The organism is Herminiimonas glaciei (assembly GCF_042664955.1).
Classification (GTDB): domain Bacteria; phylum Pseudomonadota; class Gammaproteobacteria; order Burkholderiales; family Burkholderiaceae_D; genus Oxalicibacterium; species Oxalicibacterium glaciei.
Map to the genome: position 1 here is coordinate 337,274 of NZ_JBHTBU010000001.1, position 20,129 is coordinate 357,402.

21 protein-coding genes and 1 tRNA gene are annotated in these 20,129 nt (G+C 55.5%); 6 read left to right on the plus strand and 16 right to left on the minus strand.

Annotated elements, in window-relative coordinates; translation table 11 throughout:
• Window positions 1–11 precede the first annotated feature (11 nt).
• From ACFQPC_RS01555 to ACFQPC_RS01565, 3 genes are all read left to right on the plus strand, one after another.
• Window positions 12–2,024 carry a secretion protein gene (locus ACFQPC_RS01555; RefSeq protein ID WP_382269893.1) on the plus strand — a complete coding sequence of 671 codons (2,013 nt, stop codon included), beginning with the start codon at window positions 12–14 and terminating at the stop codon, window positions 2,022–2,024.
• Window positions 2,025–2,456: 432 nt separating this feature from the next.
• Entirely contained in the window at window positions 2,457–2,819 is a 363-nt protein-coding gene (locus ACFQPC_RS01560) for a hypothetical protein (RefSeq protein ID WP_382269894.1), read from the plus strand.
• A gap of 129 nt (window positions 2,820–2,948) precedes the next feature.
• Window positions 2,949–3,227 (plus strand): hypothetical protein, encoded by a 279-nt coding sequence (locus tag ACFQPC_RS01565; protein ID WP_382269895.1) that lies wholly within the window; start codon window positions 2,949–2,951, stop codon window positions 3,225–3,227.
• Window positions 3,228–3,407: 180 nt separating this feature from the next.
• Here ACFQPC_RS01565 and ACFQPC_RS01570 read toward each other — a convergent pair.
• The 10 genes from ACFQPC_RS01570 to ACFQPC_RS01615 form a co-directional block, all read right to left on the minus strand.
• Window positions 3,408–3,483 (minus strand) — tRNA-Lys (locus tag ACFQPC_RS01570).
• A gap of 275 nt (window positions 3,484–3,758) precedes the next feature.
• Entirely contained in the window at window positions 3,759–4,490 is a 732-nt protein-coding gene (ybgF, locus tag ACFQPC_RS01575) for a tol-pal system protein YbgF (RefSeq protein WP_382269896.1), read from the minus strand.
• A gap of 11 nt (window positions 4,491–4,501) precedes the next feature.
• Window positions 4,502–5,011, minus strand: coding sequence for a peptidoglycan-associated lipoprotein Pal (gene pal, locus ACFQPC_RS01580; protein ID WP_382269897.1), 510 nt, complete (start codon window positions 5,009–5,011; stop codon window positions 4,502–4,504).
• A 58-nt stretch (window positions 5,012–5,069) separates the two neighbouring features.
• The gene (gene tolB, locus ACFQPC_RS01585; RefSeq protein ID WP_382269898.1) at window positions 5,070–6,341 is read right to left on the minus strand and encodes a Tol-Pal system beta propeller repeat protein TolB; all 1,272 of its coding nucleotides are present in this window, start codon (window positions 6,339–6,341) and stop codon (window positions 5,070–5,072) included.
• Window positions 6,342–6,344: 3 nt separating this feature from the next.
• The gene (tolA, locus tag ACFQPC_RS01590) at window positions 6,345–7,223 is read right to left on the minus strand and encodes a cell envelope integrity protein TolA (protein WP_382269899.1); all 879 of its coding nucleotides are present in this window, start codon (window positions 7,221–7,223) and stop codon (window positions 6,345–6,347) included.
• A 24-nt stretch (window positions 7,224–7,247) separates the two neighbouring features.
• Window positions 7,248–7,688, minus strand: coding sequence for an ExbD/TolR family protein (locus tag ACFQPC_RS01595; RefSeq protein ID WP_012080318.1), 441 nt, complete (start codon window positions 7,686–7,688; stop codon window positions 7,248–7,250).
• An 11-nt stretch (window positions 7,689–7,699) separates the two neighbouring features.
• Window positions 7,700–8,392: a protein TolQ gene (tolQ, locus tag ACFQPC_RS01600; protein ID WP_382269900.1), complete on the minus strand. Its 693-nt coding sequence runs from the start codon at window positions 8,390–8,392 to the stop codon at window positions 7,700–7,702.
• A gap of 78 nt (window positions 8,393–8,470) precedes the next feature.
• The gene (ybgC, locus tag ACFQPC_RS01605) at window positions 8,471–8,917 is read right to left on the minus strand and encodes a tol-pal system-associated acyl-CoA thioesterase (RefSeq protein ID WP_012080316.1); all 447 of its coding nucleotides are present in this window, start codon (window positions 8,915–8,917) and stop codon (window positions 8,471–8,473) included.
• Between the two features lie 187 nt (window positions 8,918–9,104).
• Window positions 9,105–9,851, minus strand: coding sequence for an SDR family NAD(P)-dependent oxidoreductase (locus ACFQPC_RS01610; RefSeq protein ID WP_382269901.1), 747 nt, complete (start codon window positions 9,849–9,851; stop codon window positions 9,105–9,107).
• A gap of 110 nt (window positions 9,852–9,961) precedes the next feature.
• Window positions 9,962–11,476: a leucyl aminopeptidase gene (locus tag ACFQPC_RS01615; protein ID WP_382269902.1), complete on the minus strand. Its 1,515-nt coding sequence runs from the start codon at window positions 11,474–11,476 to the stop codon at window positions 9,962–9,964.
• Window positions 11,477–11,515: 39 nt separating this feature from the next.
• Here ACFQPC_RS01615 and lptF point away from each other — a divergent pair, with 39 nt between their 5' ends.
• From lptF to ACFQPC_RS01630, 3 genes are read left to right on the plus strand one after another with little or no spacing between them, the layout of a single operon-like run.
• On the plus strand, window positions 11,516–12,646 hold the full coding sequence (gene lptF / locus ACFQPC_RS01620; RefSeq protein WP_382269903.1) for an LPS export ABC transporter permease LptF: 1,131 nt from the start codon (window positions 11,516–11,518) through the stop codon (window positions 12,644–12,646).
• Complete coding sequence (gene lptG, locus ACFQPC_RS01625) at window positions 12,643–13,791, plus strand: LPS export ABC transporter permease LptG (RefSeq protein WP_382269904.1); 1,149 nt, start codon at window positions 12,643–12,645, stop codon at window positions 13,789–13,791. Before lptF ends, lptG begins: the two co-directional genes overlap by 4 nt.
• Window positions 13,791–14,162, plus strand: a complete 372-nt coding sequence (locus tag ACFQPC_RS01630) for a sirohydrochlorin chelatase (protein ID WP_382269905.1) — start codon at window positions 13,791–13,793, stop codon at window positions 14,160–14,162. The genes lptG and ACFQPC_RS01630 overlap by 1 nt, the downstream gene beginning before the upstream one ends.
• A gap of 2 nt (window positions 14,163–14,164) precedes the next feature.
• On the opposite strand, the gene cobA is transcribed toward ACFQPC_RS01630, so the two are convergent.
• The 6 genes from cobA to ACFQPC_RS01660 are packed head-to-tail and all read right to left on the minus strand — an operon-like array spanning window position 14,165 to window position 20,126.
• Window positions 14,165–14,890: a uroporphyrinogen-III C-methyltransferase gene (gene cobA / locus ACFQPC_RS01635; RefSeq protein ID WP_382269906.1), complete on the minus strand. Its 726-nt coding sequence runs from the start codon at window positions 14,888–14,890 to the stop codon at window positions 14,165–14,167.
• A 20-nt stretch (window positions 14,891–14,910) separates the two neighbouring features.
• Window positions 14,911–16,245, minus strand: a complete 1,335-nt coding sequence (locus ACFQPC_RS01640; RefSeq protein ID WP_382269907.1) for a sulfate adenylyltransferase subunit 1 — start codon at window positions 16,243–16,245, stop codon at window positions 14,911–14,913.
• A complete protein-coding gene (cysD, locus tag ACFQPC_RS01645) occupies window positions 16,245–17,180 on the minus strand; it encodes a sulfate adenylyltransferase subunit CysD (RefSeq protein ID WP_012080308.1) in 936 nt (311 codons plus the stop codon). The genes ACFQPC_RS01640 and cysD overlap by 1 nt, the downstream gene beginning before the upstream one ends.
• A gap of 6 nt (window positions 17,181–17,186) precedes the next feature.
• Window positions 17,187–17,915, minus strand: a complete 729-nt coding sequence (locus tag ACFQPC_RS01650) for a phosphoadenylyl-sulfate reductase (protein WP_382269908.1) — start codon at window positions 17,913–17,915, stop codon at window positions 17,187–17,189.
• Window positions 17,912–18,439: a DUF934 domain-containing protein gene (locus ACFQPC_RS01655; protein WP_382269909.1), complete on the minus strand. Its 528-nt coding sequence runs from the start codon at window positions 18,437–18,439 to the stop codon at window positions 17,912–17,914. The genes ACFQPC_RS01650 and ACFQPC_RS01655 overlap by 4 nt, the downstream gene beginning before the upstream one ends.
• Window positions 18,432–20,126: a nitrite/sulfite reductase gene (locus tag ACFQPC_RS01660; RefSeq protein ID WP_382269910.1), complete on the minus strand. Its 1,695-nt coding sequence runs from the start codon at window positions 20,124–20,126 to the stop codon at window positions 18,432–18,434. Before ACFQPC_RS01660 ends, ACFQPC_RS01655 begins: the two co-directional genes overlap by 8 nt.
• Between the last annotated feature and the right edge of the window lie 3 nt (window positions 20,127–20,129).

Genomic DNA, 20,129 nt, shown 5'->3' on the forward strand with positions numbered 1-20,129 from the left:
TTTGATTGCATATGAAAAAAATCCATCATAAATCAGGCTTGCGCAAAATCTGTGCAGCCGTGGCTCTCGCACTTTCGGTAATGCCGGCCGTTGCCGCTACCGCACCGGCAAAATCTTTCGTGGATATGGTGCGCGAATTACCATTGGTTCCGGCAGGTATGCAGGACACTGAAGTATTGGCCAAGGTCACTGCCACCGTTGATGCGATCAAGCAACTGGAACTCGGCAAGGCCAATCAAATCATCAATGAAGCCTTGCAACTGGACCCGCGCAATTCCTATCTGCACTTCCTGAATGGTTTTGTGTATCACTTGCAGGCAAGGCAGGGCGATACGCAAAAGGGCGAGATGGCACTGGAAGGCTACCAGCAAGCGTTGCGCATAGACCCTAGCAACTGGATCGCGCAGGAATTCCTCGGGCTTGCTTACATGGACCTCAAACAATTTGACCGGGCCAAGCTGGCGTTCTCGGATGTCTTGCTGATGACGCCTGAGAGCTCGGTGTCTATCTACGGTTTGATGGTGGCGTCTTACCTGACTGGCGATGCGAAGACGGCTTGTGCGATGGCTGACCAGTTCCAGAAAACATCGACGGAAAGTAATCGCCTGTTCGTGCGTTCCAGCATTTCGGTCTATGCATCATGCGGCAACTTTGCCCAGGCGGAGCAGATGCGCGATGCCTTGAGCAAGATAGACGGCGGTAGCCTGGAAGCGGAGCGCGCGGACAGACGTTTATCGCAATGGAAAGCCTTTTACCTCAAGCAGGAACAAACCGCTACGGCTGCCAAGGGTCAAGCCGCCGAAGGCATGATCAAAGCGGGTTGGACGCAAAGCGCAGCAGGCGAACGTCCGCAACAATTGGCACAAGCGTTCAACATACCGTCGCGACCTGCGCCGCGTCCGCCCAGTGACAATCCGACCGATGCGAATCCGGCAGGACCTGCAACACCGGGTGCGACACCTGTCGGCGACGGCACCCCGGCTGACGTCCCTGCAAATGCTGCCGCTGTGAGTGGTGGCAGCGGAGCCAGTGGTGGCCCGCGCATGTTGTTGATCGACGTAGTGCTCCTGTCCACGCAAGAGCTGATCACGACATCGAAGGGTGTCAACCTGCTGAGTGCATTGACCTTGCAACTGGGTTCTGCGACCAACAATGCGCCGGCGTATTCACGTGTTATCACTTCGAGTAGCACGAGCGGTGGTGCCTCAACAGTCATTACTCCCCCAACAGTCAGCACCGCCATCACGCGTGCGATCAGCATACCTGCATTGACTTATTCGTTGAATATCGCCAATGCAAACAGCTCGGTCAACGAAGTGCTGGCACGTCCTACTTTGGCTGCAATCGAAGGCTTGCCATCGGAATTCTTTTCCGGCACCAACCTGAGTGCGGGTGTGGTCTCGACCAGCTTCAATGGCGGCACCACCATCGTGCCCCTGGATAAGCGTTTTGGCATCAAGCTGGCGATTACACCGGTGTTCCTGCAACAGGGGCGGGTACAGATGAAGGTCGAGGCGCAACGCACCGCGCTGAATGCAAGCTCGGATAATCCGCGTGTGGCTTATCAAATCGAAATTGGCGAGATTACCGCCAATGCCAATGTCGTCATGAATATGGGCGATACCCTGATCTTGAGCGGCTTGAGTGAAAAATCCAGTTCCAATACACGCGATGGTGTGCCGGGATTGCAAGATATACCCGGTGTGCAGTATTTGTTTTCCAACAAGAAGACCAATGATTTAATGCGTTCGGCTCTCATCCTGGTTACACCAAGATCACCGGTGCAAGTCTCGGAATCGCCACAAGAGGCGGGTGATTCGATGGCCAGCCGCATGAAGGCATTACGTGACAGGTTTGGTTTCGCCAACAGCACGTCGACCAATGTCGATGCTGTGATGAATCAATTGCAAACGAATGATTACTTCCGCGAATTCAGGCAGGGGGATGTATCGATAGAGCGCTGGGATCGCATGCGTAGCACTGGCGACCGTTTGCGTGAAGCTTTGGGCTTTCTCTACTATTGATGTCGGGTGTGGCGGGTATTAACTAGTGCTGGATCCATGTAAGGCACCGCGGTGCCTTACATATGATCAGTGCTGGTGTTACGGGTTCACGTACAAGGAAATCGCCGTTACGCCGATGACGAATATCGTCACTATGATTCTCCACTTGGTATTCATACATTCTCCATAGGCATCCTGGCGTGCCTCTTCGCCTTCGATAATTGAGGCGCCAGTATACATGAGGGATGTATACAACTGCATTTGTCGCTATGCATCTGGTTTAAAGCAGCTGGCGATCATTGGTCGCCAGGTAGTAAGCCGTCATTCCTATCGCTTAATTTTGTCATATGGATATCGTAAAACATTCGTTGGTTTTTCCTCCGCAATTCGTAAGATGAGACATCCGGCGCAATGTATGAACCTGCCGCCGCACTTGTCCACGAAAGGAAAAATATGGCGACGCATGACCTGGCTCTTCTTCCCCGCATCGCACCTTCCGCAGAACGCAAGATATTCCGTCGCCGCGCCATCCTCAATCTCGGCCAGGATCACTACTCGCATGCACGGACGATCGACATTTCGCCACATGACTTGAGCATTATGGTGGAGTCGCCGCTTTCGATAGGTCATAGCGCCAGCCTGGCGTTCAATATCACGGTCGATCAGAGGACCATGCCGCTGGAGTTCAAGGGTAAGGTGAGTTATTGCGTGTTGGTCGGCAGGGAGGGATTCAGGGTGGGGTTTGAGTTGGCATCACGCGATGATGTATCGCACAAGCAGCGTATTGCGCAAATCATGCAGACATTGCCTTGTTAGGTAGGACGGTCTGCCAGGTAGTTTGATGGGTGCCTAGCAGTTATACTTAGTCGTCTCCTTGAGAAGCAGGCTATTTATAAATGCACAGAGCAGCATTGCTGCTGTCACCCACATTGCAATGGAGCAGGTATGAAAGTAACAGAAACGAAATCACCATCACATTACGAAACGTATAAAGGCTGGAGTGTTGCGGTGCAGGTTTCCGCACATATGTCGCGTATCGATACCGAACGCAAAGAGGGCGCTTACATTCCACGCATCATCGTGACCGAGCATATCGGTACTGACTTCAAGGACAAGGAAGTCCCGGATGGCCATTCCTACCCAACGCCGGAAGAGTGCATCGCGCAAGGCATCCTGACTGCGCGTGAGTATATAGATCGTAAAACAGAGAAGGTCGCAGCCTGATATCTATTGATATCGGCTTGATATAAAAATCGCAAATAGTCAGTTGCTGTAGAAATTGGCTAAATGATTATTTGCGAAGCAGATCGACAGCTGTAAAGCTGTCGTGAAGAATATGGAGATGTTTTCAGATTCCAGAAACACGAAAGGGTCTAGATTTTCATCTAGACCCTTGTGAATTCGTGGTAGGCCGTGCGGGATTCGAACCTGCGACCAACGGATTAAAAGTCCGCTGCTCTACCAGCTGAGCTAACGACCCGAAAGACAGCTATTATAGGAACGTTTATGACCCCTGTCAATCACATCTCTGCTTTTTATCTAAGGTTTTTTCCATCCCCTGATTTGGCCCCGGTATAGCCTGCACTTTCCCTCTGCATTCCCGCTGTCTGTAGCTACGCGTTACTGGTCTTGTACTAGTGGCAAAGGACTTATCGCGGGCAAAAAAATCGCCCGACTGGCGGGCGAGGGGACAAGCGTTGCAACATATTTACGGGCGACCATAAGATGACCAGCCGCTGTATGTATGTGCGTTGATTATTTGAAATTCACCAAACGCTCTTTTGCTATTTGGGCAGCCGGGCTATTCGGATATTTTGCGATCAGGGACTCCAATGTTTTCTTGGTGCCCGGACGGTCCTTCAATTCCAATTGCGAACTGGCGATATTTAATAAGGCATCAGCTGCTTTTGGACTATCCGGATATTTTTTCAACAGCGTTTGCTGTGCTGTGATTGCATTCTTATAGTCGCGTTGTGCGTAGTAGCCATTGCCTATCCAATATTGTGCGGACGGTGCGTAAGCGGAATCAGGATAGCGTTGGACGAAGTCGCTGAATGCAGCACCGGCTTTTTTGTAATCGCCAGCCTTGAAGGCAGCATAGGCAGCATCGTAAGCACTTTGCTCAGATTGCCCAACCATCGCATCCTTGCCGTCCACTGCCACGACTTGCGGTTCCAGTTTGCGCAGGCGGTTATCGAGATCGACGTAAAAATCCTTTTGCCTCTGCTGCAGGTTGGAAACTTCATTCGACAGCACTTCGATCTGGCCATTGAGGCGGGAGATTTCCTGCTTCAATGCTTCGTTCTGATTGGAGAGCGAAAGGACTGCGGATGTTTCCGCCTTGCTTTGCTGGATGCCGTCGACTTTGCCACGCAATTCGATGATCGCCTTGCGCGCCTCATCGTCGCCGAACAGCGCGGCATGCGCTGACAGCGACGCACAAGAAAATGCGGCCATCAAGGCCGCAATAAGGGTTTTTTTAATCATTGGCTAGCAGATTAATAAACGATGTCGGCACGGCGGTTTTCTGCCCATGCTGCTTCGTCGCTACCCAGTGCTTTTGGTTTTTCCTTGCCCAGGGAGACGGCTTCCATTTGCGACTCAGGTACGCCTAACAGGGACAGCGATTTACGCACTGCTTCTGCACGTTTTTGACCGAGTGCCAGGTTGTATTCTGCGCCGCCGCGATCATCGGTATTACCTTGGATGATGATTTTGCGACCCTGGTTGCTCTTCAGGTATTTGGCGTGGTTTTCAACGACTTGCTGGAATTCCGGTTTGACGATGTAGCTGTCGAAGTCGAAGTAGATGCTGCGTTTAGCCAGCACGCCTTGTGGATCGTTCAATGGATCGCTGGATGCATTGACGGTGCCAACCGAGCGTGGATCAGCTGCTGCGCTTGAGCCGGTACGGTCTTCAACCGGTGCTTTGTCGTCCAGTTTGGTCGACGAGCAGGCTGCCATCAGCAAAGCACTGGATAAGATAAAAACGGATGTTAAGGCGCGCATGTTATTCCCCTGTTTGTGTAAGTAAAGCGTTCAGTGTTAAAAATAAATATGGAGTGCATTATTTCATAAACGGACCCCATGTGGGCTCACGTATATCGCCTGCCTGCGTTGTCAGGCGCTGTTTTACCTGACCATCAACCGAAACCACTGCCAGGGTGCCGCGGCGGCCGGATTCGGTGGCGTACATCAAATATTTGCCATTCGGCGAAAAACTCGGTGATTCGTCTTTGACGGTATCGGAGAGACGTTGTTCCTGACCATTGCTTAAATCCAGCAGAAATAGCTGAAATTTCCCTTCGCGGCGCGAAATATAGGCCAAATACTTACCATCCGGCGAAATCCGCGGGCTGATGTTGTAGCTGCCGGAGAAGGTGACGCGGCGCGCATCGCCGCCATTTGCGCCCATTTTGTAGATTTGCGGGCCGCCGCTGCGGTCGCTGGTGAAGAAGATACTCTGGCCGTCAGCCGAGAATTGCGGTTCGGTATCGATGCCGTTGGAGTTGCTCAGGCGACGCAGGCCGGTACCGTCGGCATTGACAACATAGACCTGGGTCAGGCCGTCACGCGACAGTGCCACTGCCAGGCGGTTGCCGTCCGGGGCCCATGATGGTGCAGAGTTGCTGCCCTTGAAGTTGGCGGCGACGGTGCGCTTGCGGCTTACCAGGTCCTGGATATAGACGACAGGTTTTTTGTTTTCAAATGAAACATAGGCGACTTTGGTGCCATCCGGCGACCATGAAGGCGAGATGATAGGTTCGTTCGAGCGCAGTGCTACCTGGGTGCCTTCACCGTCGGAATCGGCGATTTCGAGGCGGAATTCCTTGGGCGATTTGGTGACGTAGGCGATGCGGGTGGCAAAAGCTCCCTTGATGCCGGTCAGCTTTTCATAGACATCGTCCGCCACCTTGTGCGCCGAGACGCGCAGAAACTGTGCTTGCGAAGCCAGTGCGAGTGAGGACAACTGGGTGCCCTTGACGGTATCAAACAGGCGATAACGCACTTCATAACGGCCATCTGCCAGTTTCAACACACTGCCGACCACGATGGCATCAGCGCCGCGTGATTTCCAGTCAGCAAGGTTGAGCGGCGAATTTTCGGTCAGGACGCCACCGGTATCGATGATTTTGAAGAAGCCGCTGCGTAGCAGGTCGGCCTTGATGATGGCACTGACTTGCTGCGGGGCAAGCGTTTCATCGCCGAAGGCGGCAATCGCGACCGGGATCTGGTTGGCACCAACACCGGCGATTTCAACCCGCAGTTGCGCGTGGGCGAGGGTGGTAATGAAGAGTGCCATTACCGCGAATGAGCGTAAGAAAGTAGTCTTTATCATGGCTTACTGATCTTTCGGTTTGTGAACGACGATAAAGCGGCTTGGTACCGTACCGGATTTATCGGGTGGAAAGGGTTGCGAACGTTCGATCGCGCGTTTGACGGCTTCATCGAAGCCAGGCACGCCGGAAGGCTTACGCAGGCGGGGTTCGCCACGCAGCGAACCGTCGGGCAGCAGTTCGACATCAAATTCGGCTGCAGGATTCCCGCTTAAGTTGTCAGGTACGATAAATGTCGTGTTTTGGCGGATTTTGGCGCGGATTTTATCTGCATAGCCACTGTCAGCACGGCCGCTGCCTTGTGATTTGGCTGCTTCGCCAGTACCGCCGCTACCCACTGCACCGGTCAGGCGACGCATTTCTTCAGCACGTATCTTGTCGCGCACGGCGGCATCGGCTGCTTCCTGCTTGCGCTTTTTCTCGAGCTCGGCTTTTTGCTGTTGTTCAGCGGCCTTCTTGTCGGCCGCCTGCTTATCCAGCTTTTGCTGTTTGTCCTGTTCCGCCTGCTGCTTCAGTTTCTTCTCTTTTTCTTCTTCAGCCAGCTTGTCCTTGCGTTCCTGCTCTTTGCGTTTCTTTTCGCGTTCGAGTGCGATATCGACTTTAGGCGCAGGCGGCTCTATCGGCTCCGCTTTCGGCGTTTCCTTGACGATAGGTTTGGGTTCGGGCTTCGGCTGCGGCGTTGGTTCCGGTTCCGGCGGCAGTGGCGCGGCTTCCTTCGCCTGCATATCCCAGATTTCGGCTTGTACCGCGACCGGGGTTTCGCTTTGCCAGTCGATACCGATCCAGAAAAATACCAGCAGCGCGGCATGCACCGCTGCTGCCAGCGTGATGGCGCGCCAGCGACCTGGTTCCTTCGGTACGGTGTACGGGGTGGTGTCTGTCATAAAACTGCGGTCATAAAACTGGCATCACTTGGTTGCCAGCCCAACTCGCTCTATCCCAAGTTTTTTGGCTTCCGAGATGGCTTGTATCACCTCGTCGTATTTGATGTTTTTGTCGGCTGAAATCATGACCGGCAATTCCGGACGATCAGCGTGTATGGCCTGCAGCTTTTGCGCCAGTGCCGCACGGTTGGCTGCGGTCTCGGTCGGCGCTTTGCCGCCTTTGCTGCCGGCGATAGTCAGCGTTGCTGACGTATCCGGACGCAAATCTATGCGTATGTATTCAGTCGGCGGCAGCGTCGATTTGGCGGCGTTCGGCAAATTGATGACGCCGGGATTGGTCAGCGGCGCGGCCACCATGAAGATCACCAGCAGTACCAGCATGACGTCGATATACGGTACGACGTTGATTTCAGACTTGAACTTGCGGGTACGACCGCCGCGCATGCTACCGGATGAGAATGACATTGCTGGCGCCCTTATCGAATCTGGCGTTGCAGGATATTCGAGAACTCTTCGACGAAGCTCTCGAAACGAATCGCGAGGCGATCGATATCGTGCGAGTAACGGTTGTAGGCAACCACGGCAGGAATCGCGGCAAACAGGCCGATTGCAGTCGCGATCAGCGCTTCGGCAATACCCGGCGCGACGGCGGCCAGCGTTGCTTGCTGTACGTTGGCCAGGCCACGGAAGGCGTTCATGATGCCCCATACGGTACCGAACAAACCGACATACGGTGATACCGATCCGACCGACGCGAGGAAGGCAAGGTGGGATTCCAGCGCATCCATTTCACGCTGGTAGGCGGCGCGCATCGCACGGCGTGCACCGTCGAGGCGGGCATTGACATGGAATGCGTCGTTGGAACCCTTGGCTTTATTGAATTCACTCATGCCGGCTTCGAAGATGCGTTCCAGCGCACCGGTCGAACCATTGTTCTTGCGACGGTTGGAGCTGGCTTCGAGGTAGAGGGTGTTGAGGTCGCCACCGGACCAGAAGGCGCGTTCGAATTCCTCGGTTTGTGCGCGGGCATTCTTGATCGCGAACATCTTGCGGAAGATGTAAGTCCAGCTCATGACGGACACGGCCAGCAAAAGCGCCATGACGAGCTGTACAAGAACCGAAGCGTTGGTGATGAGGTGGACGAAGGAAAGGTCTTGGGTGACGGTCATGGAAGTGTGATTTAGTCGAATTTGGTCAATTGTATGCGTAACTTGCTTGAGACGGTGCGATTTAGCCCTGCATATGCCTTATTCGGCCGGGCGTACTTCCAGGGTTTTGATGCAATCCAATACCTGGCTGGGAATCTGGCTGGGTTTGAAGCGCTGCGTATCGACGCAGCCGACCTTGATACGTCCGGTGGCCAGCAATTCCTTGTGCTCGCCATCAGCGTCAACAGTCACGCGCCATGCTTCCTGTATGAACTGCACCGAAGCGCGGCCCATCCTTTCGACTACGACTGTCAATTTCAGTTCATTATCGAGTTTGGCCGGGGCGTGATAATCGACGGCGGTGCTTTTGACGACGAACATGACGCCGTGCGTTTCGGTCATCAATTGCTGGTTGATGCCGGCGCTGCGCAGCCACTCGGTGCGGGCGCGCTCAAAGAATTTCAGGTAGTTGGCATAGAAGACGACGCCACCGGCATCGGTATCTTCATAGTAGACGCGAACGGTCCACGTAAAATTTGACAGCATCTCGGATCTTTACCTTGGAGTGGCAGCGCTGTGGCATTGCCCTGAAGTGTGCTGATGGTTGTTACGAACGAATACAGCGTATGGCTGAATTATCAATGATATTGATTCAGTGTGACAAGTTTGTTGCCGGTATTTACAGTTTTGGCCGCCAGCAGCAAGGCTTTGCGGCCAAAACCGGTGTTTCGGCTCAGGTATTGCGTTTGATGAATAGCGGTCCGAAGCCCTGGCAGGTTGGCATCAATTCAATGTGGTTGATATTGACGTGGGCCGGCAGGGTGGCGATCCAGTAAGCGGTTTCGGCAATATCCGCCGGACTCAGCGGGATCGTGCCTTCGTAGACTTTGGCCGCCGCTGCATCATCCTTCAGGCGTACATTCGAGAATTCGGTGCCGCCAGCCAGGCCGGGAGCGATATTCGATGCACGCACGCCGGTGCCGACCAGGTCGGCGCGCAAATTACGCGTGAATTGATCGACAAAGGCCTTGGTCGCGCCGTACACGTTGGCACCCGGATAGGCATAGGCACCGGCACTGGAGCTGATGTTGATAATTGTGCCGCGATTGCGCTTGAGCATTTCCGGCAGCAGCAGGCGGGTGACGGTGACCAAGCCTTTGCAGTTGGTCTCTATCATGGTTTCCCACTGCTCGAGCGATGCGGATTGGGCCGGAGCCACGCCGAGCGCGAGGCCGGCGTTATTGATCAGCACGTCGATTTCCTGCCATTCCGGCGGCAGGCTTGCCAGTGCCGCAGCAATCGATTCCTTGTCGGTGACATCCATCGCGACCGTCAGTACGGATGGTCCGATTTCGGCGGCAAGCGCATCCAGCCTGTCCTGGCGGCGACCGGTAGCGATCACTTTATGGCCATGTTGCGCGAATTTTCGTGCCATTTCAGCGCCGAAGCCTGAAGTTGCACCTGTGATCAAGACGATCATAGGGTTTCCTTTATGGAAAGAGTGGGTGCGTAAGTAAGCGGTATTCTGGGAGTTGCCGGAGTGAAGGCGCACATCCGGTTCAGTCACCGGATGCGCGTGTCTCCACGGTCTTACTTGCCTGCAGCTTGTGCGCGTGCGATCAGGAAGGTGGTCAGCAAAGGCACCGGACGTCCGGTTGAACCCTTGGCTGCGCCGCTTTTCCATGCGGTACCGGCGATATCCAGATGCGCCCACGTGTATTTCTTCGTATAGCGTTCGAGGAAGCAGGCGGCGGTTACTGCACCACCGGCCGGGCCACCGATATTTGCCATATCGGCAAAATTCGATTTCAGCTGTTCCTGGTAGCTGTCTTCGATAGGCATGCGCCATGCAGTGTCGCCTGCCGCCTTGCCGGCGCTGAGCAATTCATTTGCCAATGCGTCATGCGCATCGTCGCTACGGGTAAACAGACCCGAATTGTGATGGCCGAGCGCGGTAATGCAGGCACCGGTCAGGGTCGCGACGTCGACCACGGCAGCCGGTTTGAAGCGTTCGACGTACGTCAGCGCATCGCACAGTACCAGGCGGCCTTCGGCATCCGTATTCAGGATTTCGATGGTCTGGCCCGACATCGAGGTGACGATATCACCCGGCTTGGTAGCGCTGCCGGATGGCATGTTTTCACAGGTCGGGATGACGACGATGACATTGAGCTTGAGCTTGAGTTCGGCAATCGCACGCATGGTGCCGAGTACCGAAGCCGCACCGCCCATGTCGTACTTCATTTCATCCATCGCCGCGCCCGGTTTCAGCGAGATCCCGCCGGAATCGAAGGTGATGCCTTTGCCGACCAGTACCGTCGGCGCATCCTTGGCTTTGCCGCCGTTGTGCTTGAGGACGATGAATTTAGGTGGTTCGACGCTGCCGTTGGTCACGGACAGGAAGCTGCCCATTTTCAAGGCCTGCAATTGCTTGCGGTCGAGTACTTCGACTTCCAGTTTGAATTCTTTCGCCATTTTCTTGGCGGTATTGGCCAGATAGGTCGGCGTGCAGACGTTGGCCGGGAAGTTGCCGAGGTCCTTGGTCAGGTCGATGCCATTGGCGACCGCGACCGCCTGGGTGACGGCTTCCCTGGCGCTGTTGACAGCTGCTGCAGGTACCGCAAAGGCGATTTTCTTGACGCCGCTGGCGGCCGGCTCTTTTTTGCTTTTCAGGCTGTCGAAGCGGTAAGCGGCTTCGCGTGCATTCTGGATGGTGCAACGGATGGCCCAGGCGCTGTCGCGACTGGCGACGGCGTCAAATGGCAGCGCGATCACGGCTTCGCCGCTGCCGAGGGTGGCAAACGCACGGACGACGGCCTGGGCCGCCGCGTTGAAATCTTTTTCTGTCACCGCATCCTGCTTGCCGAGGCCGACCAGCAATACGCGCTCGGCGGTGCCGCCATTGACACTACGCAAGAGCAGGGTGGAACCGGCTTTGCCGCTGATGTCGCCGGACTTCAGGGCCGCACTGATTTCACCCTTGCGATCCAGCGCCTGTGCGCCTGAGGACAGTTTCTTGTCTTCAAATACGGCAACTGCGATACAGCCCGTCTTGATACTGCCGATAGTGCTTTTTGCGTCCAATGGTTTTATGCTAAAGTCCATGCGTTACTCTCCTTGTCGATTCACGATTATAGCCTCCCAATGATTTTTCAGCGCGCGCTCCGACGCGATTTGCTTAGTACCGCTGGCGCCGTCTTCACTACCCTGTTTACTATTACGATCACGGTGACCTTGATTCGTATCCTGGGGCAGGCTGCGGGAGGCAAGATCGCGTCTGCGGATGTCGTTGCGTTGCTTGGTTTCTCCGCCCTCAATTACCTGCCTATCCTGTTGAACCTGACCGGCTTCGTCGCCGTTCTGCTGGTGGTGACGCGCAGCTACCAGGATTCCGAAATGGTGGTGTGGTTTGCTTCCGGCCTGAGTTTGTCCAAGTGGATCCGGCCGGTCCTGATGTTCGGCCTGCCTATCGTGACCCTGACGGCGGTACTCAGCCTGTTCCTGACGCCATGGTCGAACGAACAAAGTGCCGTCTATAAAGAACGTTATGCGAACCGCGAAGATATTGCGCGCGTATCGCCGGGTAAATTCCAGGAATCTTCATCGTCAGATCGCGTCTTTTTTGTCGAAGGCGTGTCCGGTGACTCAACCAAGGTCAAGAATATTTTCGTCAGCAGCGTACTGAATGGCAAGACCAGTGTCGTCGTTGCGAAAGAGGGCACGGTTGAGATTGATCCTGAGGGGGATAAATTTCTTGTCTTGCATCAGGGGCGTCGCTATGACGGTGTACCGACGCAATCGGATTTTGAATTAATGGAATTTGACCGTTACGGTGTGTTGGTCGGTAGTCAATCCAAGGCACTGGTTGGCGATACTTCGGCGCGTGCGACTTCGACCAAGGAGCTGCTGAGCAATCGGAATAATTTTAACGACGGCGAAATACTGTGGCGTGTTTCGTTGCCGCTGATGGGCATCTTGCTGATGTTATTGGCGATCCCCTTGGGCTTTGTGAATCCGCGCGGCGGGCGCTCGGCCAATCTGTTGATCGCACTGTTCCTGTTTGTCTTCTATAGCAATATGCTGAGTTTCGCGCAGGCGACCGTGGTGCAGAACCGTTCCACGCTGATGCTGGCCTGGTGGCCGGTACATCTGGTCGCCCTGATCGTGGTCGTCGTGTTCTTTGCCTGGCGCCTGAAAGTGAACAGCCGTTATCACCCATTGGTTGCATGGTCGCTGCTCAAGCGCACCTGCCTGGGACGAAAGGCGGCGGCATGAAGATCCTGCAAAAATACTTTTCGCTGGAAATCGGCCGTTCAGTCCTGTTCGTACTGATTGCCTTCCTTGCCCTGTTTGCCTTCTTCGATTTGGTCGGCGAACTGAAATCGGTCGGGCATGGCGGTTACAAGATCCAGCATGCCTTCCTATACGTGCTGCTGGAAATGCCGGGTTATGTGTATGAGTTGATGCCGATCGCCGCTTTGATTGGTACGATCTGGGCGCTGTCGCAATTCGCCGCGCGTTCGGAATTCACCATCATGCGTGCCTCCAGCATGTCGACCGCGATGGTTGGCGGGATGTTGCTCAAGATTGGCGTGGTGTTCGCCCTGATTACCTTTGTATTCGGTGAGTTTGTGGTGCCGATGACATCGAATATGGCGGAAAGAATCCGCGTCAACAGCCAGGGTGGCGCATTGTCGCAGGAGTTCCGTTCCGGATTGTGGACCAAGGATGTAATCCGTTCGAATGGGCAAGAGGGTGAGGTACTTGGCTCGCGTTTCGTCAACGTGCGTGAACTGAAACCGGATGGCAAGTTATTGAATCTCCGTATCTATGAATTCAATCGCAACTTCCACCTGACCACACTGATTACTGCATCCTCGGCCGATTATGCGGGCGCGAATACCTGGACGCTGAATGACGGCACGGTAGCCAATTTCGGTGAAAGCAAATTGCAGGGAGCCATTACTGCAACGGATATCACGACGGCGATTTCGACCAGCAAGTTCAAGACCCAATCACTGATATCGGAAATGACACCGGAAATCCTGTCGGTAGGTTTCACCGACCCGGCCACCATGTCCGCGATCGCGCTGGTAAATTACACGCAATACCTGTCGGAAAACAATCGCGATACGGTGCGTTATGAAATCGCCCTGTGGAAAAAAGTGGTTTATCCATTTGCGGTATTTGTCATGATGGCGCTGGCTTTGCCATTTGCTTACCTGCATTTCCGTTCCGGCGGCGTCAGCCTGAAAATCTTTACCGGCATCATGATAGGCGTCAGCTTCCAGCTGATTAACAGCCTGTTCTCGCACCTTGGCTTACTCAATACCTGGCCACCGTTTGCGACGGCTATCCTGCCTAGTCTCTTGTTCCTGACAGTGGCGGTCGGTGCCTTGATGTGGGTCGAGCGGCACTAATGAAGAAGCGTGCGCTAGTCCTGTTTGCGCACGGCGCCCGCGATCCACGCTGGGCCGAGCCGTTCCAGCGCCTGCAGGCGCTGGTCAAAGCGCAATCGCCCGAGCTGCTGGTGGAACTGGCTTTCCTCGAATTGATGACGCCGCGTTTGCCGGAACTAACGGCGGAACTGGCACAGGCCGGCGTGACCGAGGTCACGGTGGTGCCGGTCTTCCTCGGGCAGGGCGGCCATGTACGGGCGGATTTGCCACGCATTGTTGATGAACTGAAGCTGCAGTATCCTGCAATCAGTTTCAATATTGTTGAAGCGGTCGGGGAAAATGAACAGGTACTTCAGGCAATGGCGAGTTATTGCCTGGGCACGCTGAACTGAAGTCAGTTATTACCGCGTGCGGCGAGCGCCTCACCTATCATCACCAGTACCGGTCCCTGCGTATCCTGCAAACCGCGTTCCAATTCGCGCAAATTCATGCGCACTATCTTTTGATTTTGCAGGCTGCAGTTTTCCACGATGACGACCGGCAAGTCCGGCGAGCGGCCCTGTTCCAGTAGCTTTTGCGCGGTGACCATGGCTTCGCGGCCCCCCATGTATTGGATCAGGGTGTCGCAATCCGGCAGCGTGAGCTGGTCGGGCTGGTTCGGTGCGGTAGCGGAAGTAAAGAAGGCGATGCTGCGTGCGATGCCGCGCTTGGTCAGTGGCAGTTGCGCCGCCGCCGCCGCGGCAAAGGCGGTGGTGATGCCGGGCACGATTTCGATTTCTATGCCGTGTGCTTCCAGCGCATGCAGTTCTTCATCGGCGCGACCGAACAACATCGGATCGCCGCCTTTCAGGCGTACTACCAATTTGTATTTAGCGGCGCAATCGATCAGTAGCTGGTTGATGGCCAGTTGTGCAGTGGAACGCTGGCCGCTGCGCTTGCCGACAGAAATTTTCTCTGCCTGCGGGCACAGCTCCAGCATTTCAGGTGTCACCAGCGCGTCGTGCAGCACGACATCGGCTTGTGCCAGGATGCGCGCACCGCGTACGGTAATCAGGTCGACGGCACCGGGCCCGGCACCGATCAGATACACCTTGCCGTACGCTTTTTTTTCTTCTGTCATGCTGCTATGGCTGATGCCTCTTAGTCGAGGCGGATCATGCCGGCGGCCACGGTTTGATGCGTGACTTCATCGATCAGGATGAAGGAGCCGGTGGAACGGATTTCATCGTAGGCATCTGCCGCCAATGGTTGCGCAACATTCAGTGTGACGCGTGCGATACCGTTGAGTTTGACTTCATCGGCAGGACGTTTTTCCTGCGTGTTGATGTCGAGCAGGGTATCGATTTTGGTCACGCGTGCAGCGACCTGACGGGTGGTGTGCTTGAGCCAGTATTTGCGACGGGTATCCAGCGGTTCTTCCGACAGCCAGCACAAGTCTGCATTCACGGTCTTGAGCAATTCAGCCGGACGGTTTGCAGCCGACAACATATCGCCACGCGAAATGTCGACGTATTCTTCCAGCAGCAGGGTAATCGATTGACCGACCACTGCTTGTTCCAGTGAGCCATCCAGGGTCTGGATATCCTTGACGGTGGCAGTCTGGCCGCTCGGCTGGATCACCAGCTTGTCGCCCTTGCTGACTTTACCGGCTTCGATACGACCCATGTAACCGCGGAAGTCATCGGCTTCATGGCCGTTGTGACGCGCAACCAGTTGTACCGGGAAGCGGAACGGCTCATCGTGCGATTCATCATAGACGCTCAGCGATTCCAGCAATTCGATCAGGGTCGGGCCTTTGTACCAGGGCATATTGCCGCCACTCGCAACCACGTTGTCGCCGGTGAGGGCGGACAATGGGATAGGACGGATGTCTTTCAAGCCCAGGGTTTTTGCAAACTCTGCGTAAGCAGCCACGATGCGGTCGTAGACGGTCTGGTCGTAATTCACCAGATCCATTTTGTTGACAGCCACGATCACGTGTTCGATTTGCAGCAGGTGGGCAATGGTCGAGTGACGTTTGGTCTGGATCAGCAATTCCACGCTGCCGTCGTCGCCCAGTTTTACCTTGGACACGTCGATCAGGATGATGACGGCGTCTGCAGTCGACGCACCGGTCACCATGTTGCGGGTGTATTGCTCGTGGCCCGGGGTATCGGCGATGATGAATTTGCGTTTAGGTGTAGCGAAGTAGCGATATGCCACGTCGATGGTGATGCCTTGTTCGCGTTCTGCTTCCAGGCCATCGGTCAGCAGGGACAAGTCGATGGTGTCGCCGACGGTGCGTTTGTGCTTGGCACGCGACATCGCATCCAGCTGATCAGCGAAGATGCCTTTGCTGTCGAACAGCAGGCGACCGATCAGTGTGCTTTTGCCGTCATCGACGGAACCAGCGGTAATGAAGCGCAGCAGGCCGCGTTCAGCCGATGGGGTAGCGGCATTCTTGCCCGACAATTGATCTGCAACTACAGCGTTCATTAGAAATATCCTTCTTTTTTACGTTTTTCCATCGATGCTTCGGACGTCTGGTCGTCCATGCGGGTCGCGCCGCGCTCGGTGATCTGGGTGACGGCTGTTTCCGCGATGATGGCTTCAACGCTGTCCGCATCCGACGAGACCGGGCAGGTGCAGGAAATATCGCCGACGGTACGGAAGCGTACGGTCTGGGTTTCGACGGTTTCGCCTTCCTTGGCCGGGGTCAATGGTGTCAGCGGTACCAGCAAGCCGTTGCGCGGGATGACTTCGCGCTGGTGTGCAAAGTAAATCGATGGCAGTTCCAGTTTTTCGCGGGCGATGTATTGCCAGACGTCGAGTTCGGTCCAGTTCGAGATCGGGAACACGCGCATGTTTTCGCCCGGATGGACGCGGGTGTTGTACAGGTCCCAGAGTTCAGGGCGCTGTGCTTTTGGATTCCATTGGCCGAATTCATCACGGAAGGAAAAGATGCGTTCCTTGGCGCGGGCTTTTTCTTCATCGCGACGGGCGCCGCCGATGCAGGCGTCGAATTTGTGTTCAGCGATGGTTTCCAGCAAGGTCACCGCTTGCGCCGCATTGCGCGAATCGGTCAGGGGATTGCGCAGGCGCACGGTGCCGCGCTTGATCGAATCTTCCACCGAGCCGACGATCAGGCGTTCGCCGAGTTCGGCGGCGCGCTTATCGCGGAAGGTGATGACTTCATCAAAGTTGTGGCCGGTATCGATGTGTACCAGCGGGAATGGGAATTTGCCGGGACGGAAGGCTTTTTCCGCCAGGCGCAACATCACGACCGAGTCCTTGCCGCCGGAAAACAGCAGTGCCGGGTTGGCGCATTCAGCCGCCACTTCACGCATGATGTGGATGGCTTCCGATTCCAGCCAATCGAGGTGCTTGTTGCTGGCGCTATCGAGAAATAATTTATCAACTACTGTGTTCATAGGATCTCAGGCGTTAGTTGCTACGGGTTTGATTCTGATCAGCTTGCCGTCGACGACGTGCAAGCCGCATTCCTTGGATTCCGGGTTTTCCCACCACCAGCGTCCGGCGCGTACATCTTCGCCCGGCTGGATCGCGCGGGTGCAGGGTTCGCAACCAATCGACGGATAACCTTTATCGTGCAGCGGGTTGTACGGCACATTGTTGCTCCGGATGTAGTGCCAGACATCTTCTTCCGACCAGTCCGCGAGCGGATTGAACTTGATCATGTCGTGCGCTTCGTCCTGCTCCTGTACATCGAGCGCGGCGCGGGTGGTCGATTGCGCCCGGCGCTGGCCGGTGACCCAGGCATGCTTGCCTGCCAGTGCGCGGTTCAGCGGCTCAACCTTGCGGATGCGGCAGCATTCCTTGCGCATGTCGACGCTTTCATAGAAAGCGTTCAAGCCGTTTTGCTTGACGTAAGCGTCTACCGCTTCCGGCTGTGGACGATACAGTTCAACCTCGTAGCCGTAAGTTTCCTTGATGCGGTCGAGCACGCTCAGCGTTTCTGCATGCAGGCGGCCGGTTTCCAGCGTAAAGATACCGATGGACAGTTTGTCGCGCAGGATCATGTCGGTCAGCACCATATCTTCCGCCGCCAGGCTGGAAGCGAACACTGCAGGTGCGAACTGATCCGCTACGCGCTGCAGTGTTTCCCTGGTGGCCGCTACCAGCGCGGCAAAGTCTGCATCATTCATTTTGGTGCAACTGCCTGACGGTCTACACGACGGAACAATGGCGTCTTTTTGTCCCACGATTGCTGATAGCTTTCGGAGAAATCACTCAAGCCTTTCAGTGCATCGTTGACGTCGCGATCAGCACGTACGGCAAACGAATTGAAGCCGACACGCTGCATATAGAACAACTGGTCACGCAAGACATCGCCGACCGCGCGCAATTCACCTGTGTAGTCGAAACGCATGCGCAGGTTGTAAGCGATCGAGTAACCACGACCGTCACCAAATTTAGGGAAGTCGACCGCGATCATTTGCAGCGTGGCGGTATCGTCTTTCAATGCTTCCGGACGTTCGTCGCTGGCGAGCCAGACGCCGACATCGCCGCGTGCTTTCAAGCTGGCAGCTTGCGCCTGCCATACGGTCAGCGGCACGATGACTTTGCCGGCCGGGACTGCAACGGCTTCAGCGCTTTCACCTTCTGCCAGGCGCAGCAGGTTCCAGTCGTCGGTGCCGACTACGGCTTTATCTTTGATGATGTTAAGCATATGCATCTTCTCCTGCGGCGTGCGCAGCCTTGATAGGCGTTGCGTACACATGTTCCTTGAATGGCGTAACGCCAATACGACGGGTGGTATCGATGAAGCGTTCATCTTCGATACGGTCGCGTACATACACTTCGAGCAAGCGTTCGATTACGATCGGCATCTGGTGCGCCGAGAACGATGGGCCGATGATTTTGCCGATCGAGCTGGTATTGCCTTGGGCACCGCCGATAGACACCTGATACCACTCGGCACCGTCTTTATCGACACCGAGGATGCCGATGTTGCCGACGTGATGGTGGCCGCAGGCATTGATACAGCCGGAGATATTCAGTTCGATGTCACCGATGTCGTGCTGGAAGTCGAGGTTGTCGAAACGCTCGGCAATCGCTTCCGCGATAGGGATCGATTTGGCATTCGCCAGCGAGCAAAAGTCACCACCAGGGCAGCAGATGATGTCGGTCAGCAAGCCGATATTCGGTGTTGCCAGGCCTTGCGATTTGGCGGCTTCCCACACTGCATACAGGTCGGCAATCCTGACGTCCGACAGCACTACGTTTTGTTCATGCGTGACGCGCAATTCGCCAAAGCTGTAGCGGTCCGCCAGTTCAGCCATGAAGTCCAGCTGTTCTGCGGTTGCATCGCCCGGTGGCACGCCGGTTTTTTTCATCGACAGGACGACAGCAGCGTAGCCGCTTACCTTGTGCGGCTTGACGTTGCGGCTCAGCCAGCTGTTGAAGGCCTTGTTTTCTGCCTTGTGCTGTTCAAACGCTGCATCCGTTGCAGGCAAGGTGTCGTAGGCAGGCATGGTGAAGAATGCGGCAACGCGCTGCAGCTCTTCGTCGGTCAGGGTACCCGGACCGTCCTTGATGTCTTGCCATTCCGCTTCAACCTGGCGACGGTATTCATCGATGCCGATTGCTTTGACCAGGATCTTGATACGCGCTTTGTAAATATTGTCGCGACGACCGTATTGGTTGTAGACGCGCAGGATCGCTTCCAGGTAGGTCATGACGTGACGCCATGGCAGGAATTCGCAAATCACGCTGCCAAGGATAGGGGTACGGCCCATGCCGCCACCGACCAGTACGCGGAAGCCGACTTCGCCTTCTTCATTCTTGATGACGTGCAAACCGATGTCATGCACGGCAGTCGCCGCACGGTCTTCGACCGCGCCGTTGATTGCGATCTTGAATTTGCGCGGCAGGTAAGCGAATTCCGGATGGAAGGTGCTCCACTCGCGGATGATTTCTGCGTATGGACGCGGATCGACGATTTCGTCCGCTGCCACGCCGGCCAGTTCGTCCGAAGTAGTGTTGCGGATGCAGTTGCCGGAAGTCTGGATCGCGTGCATTTCGACCGAAGCCAGTTCGGTCAGGATGTCCGGTGTTTCTTCCAGCTTGATCCAGTTGAACTGGATGTTCTGGCGCGTCGTGAAGTGGCCATAGCCGCGGTCATACTTGCGGGCGATATGGCCGAACATGCGCATCTGTGCCGACGACAGCAGGCCGTAAGGGACGGCGATACGCAGCATGTAGGCATGGCGCTGCATATACAGGCCGTTTTGCAGGCGCAGGATACGGAATTCGTCCTCTGCCAATTCGTCGGACAGGCGACGACGGACCTGATCGCGGTATTGCGCGATGCGTTCTTTGACGATTTGATGGTCGTATTGATCGTAGCGATACATCTC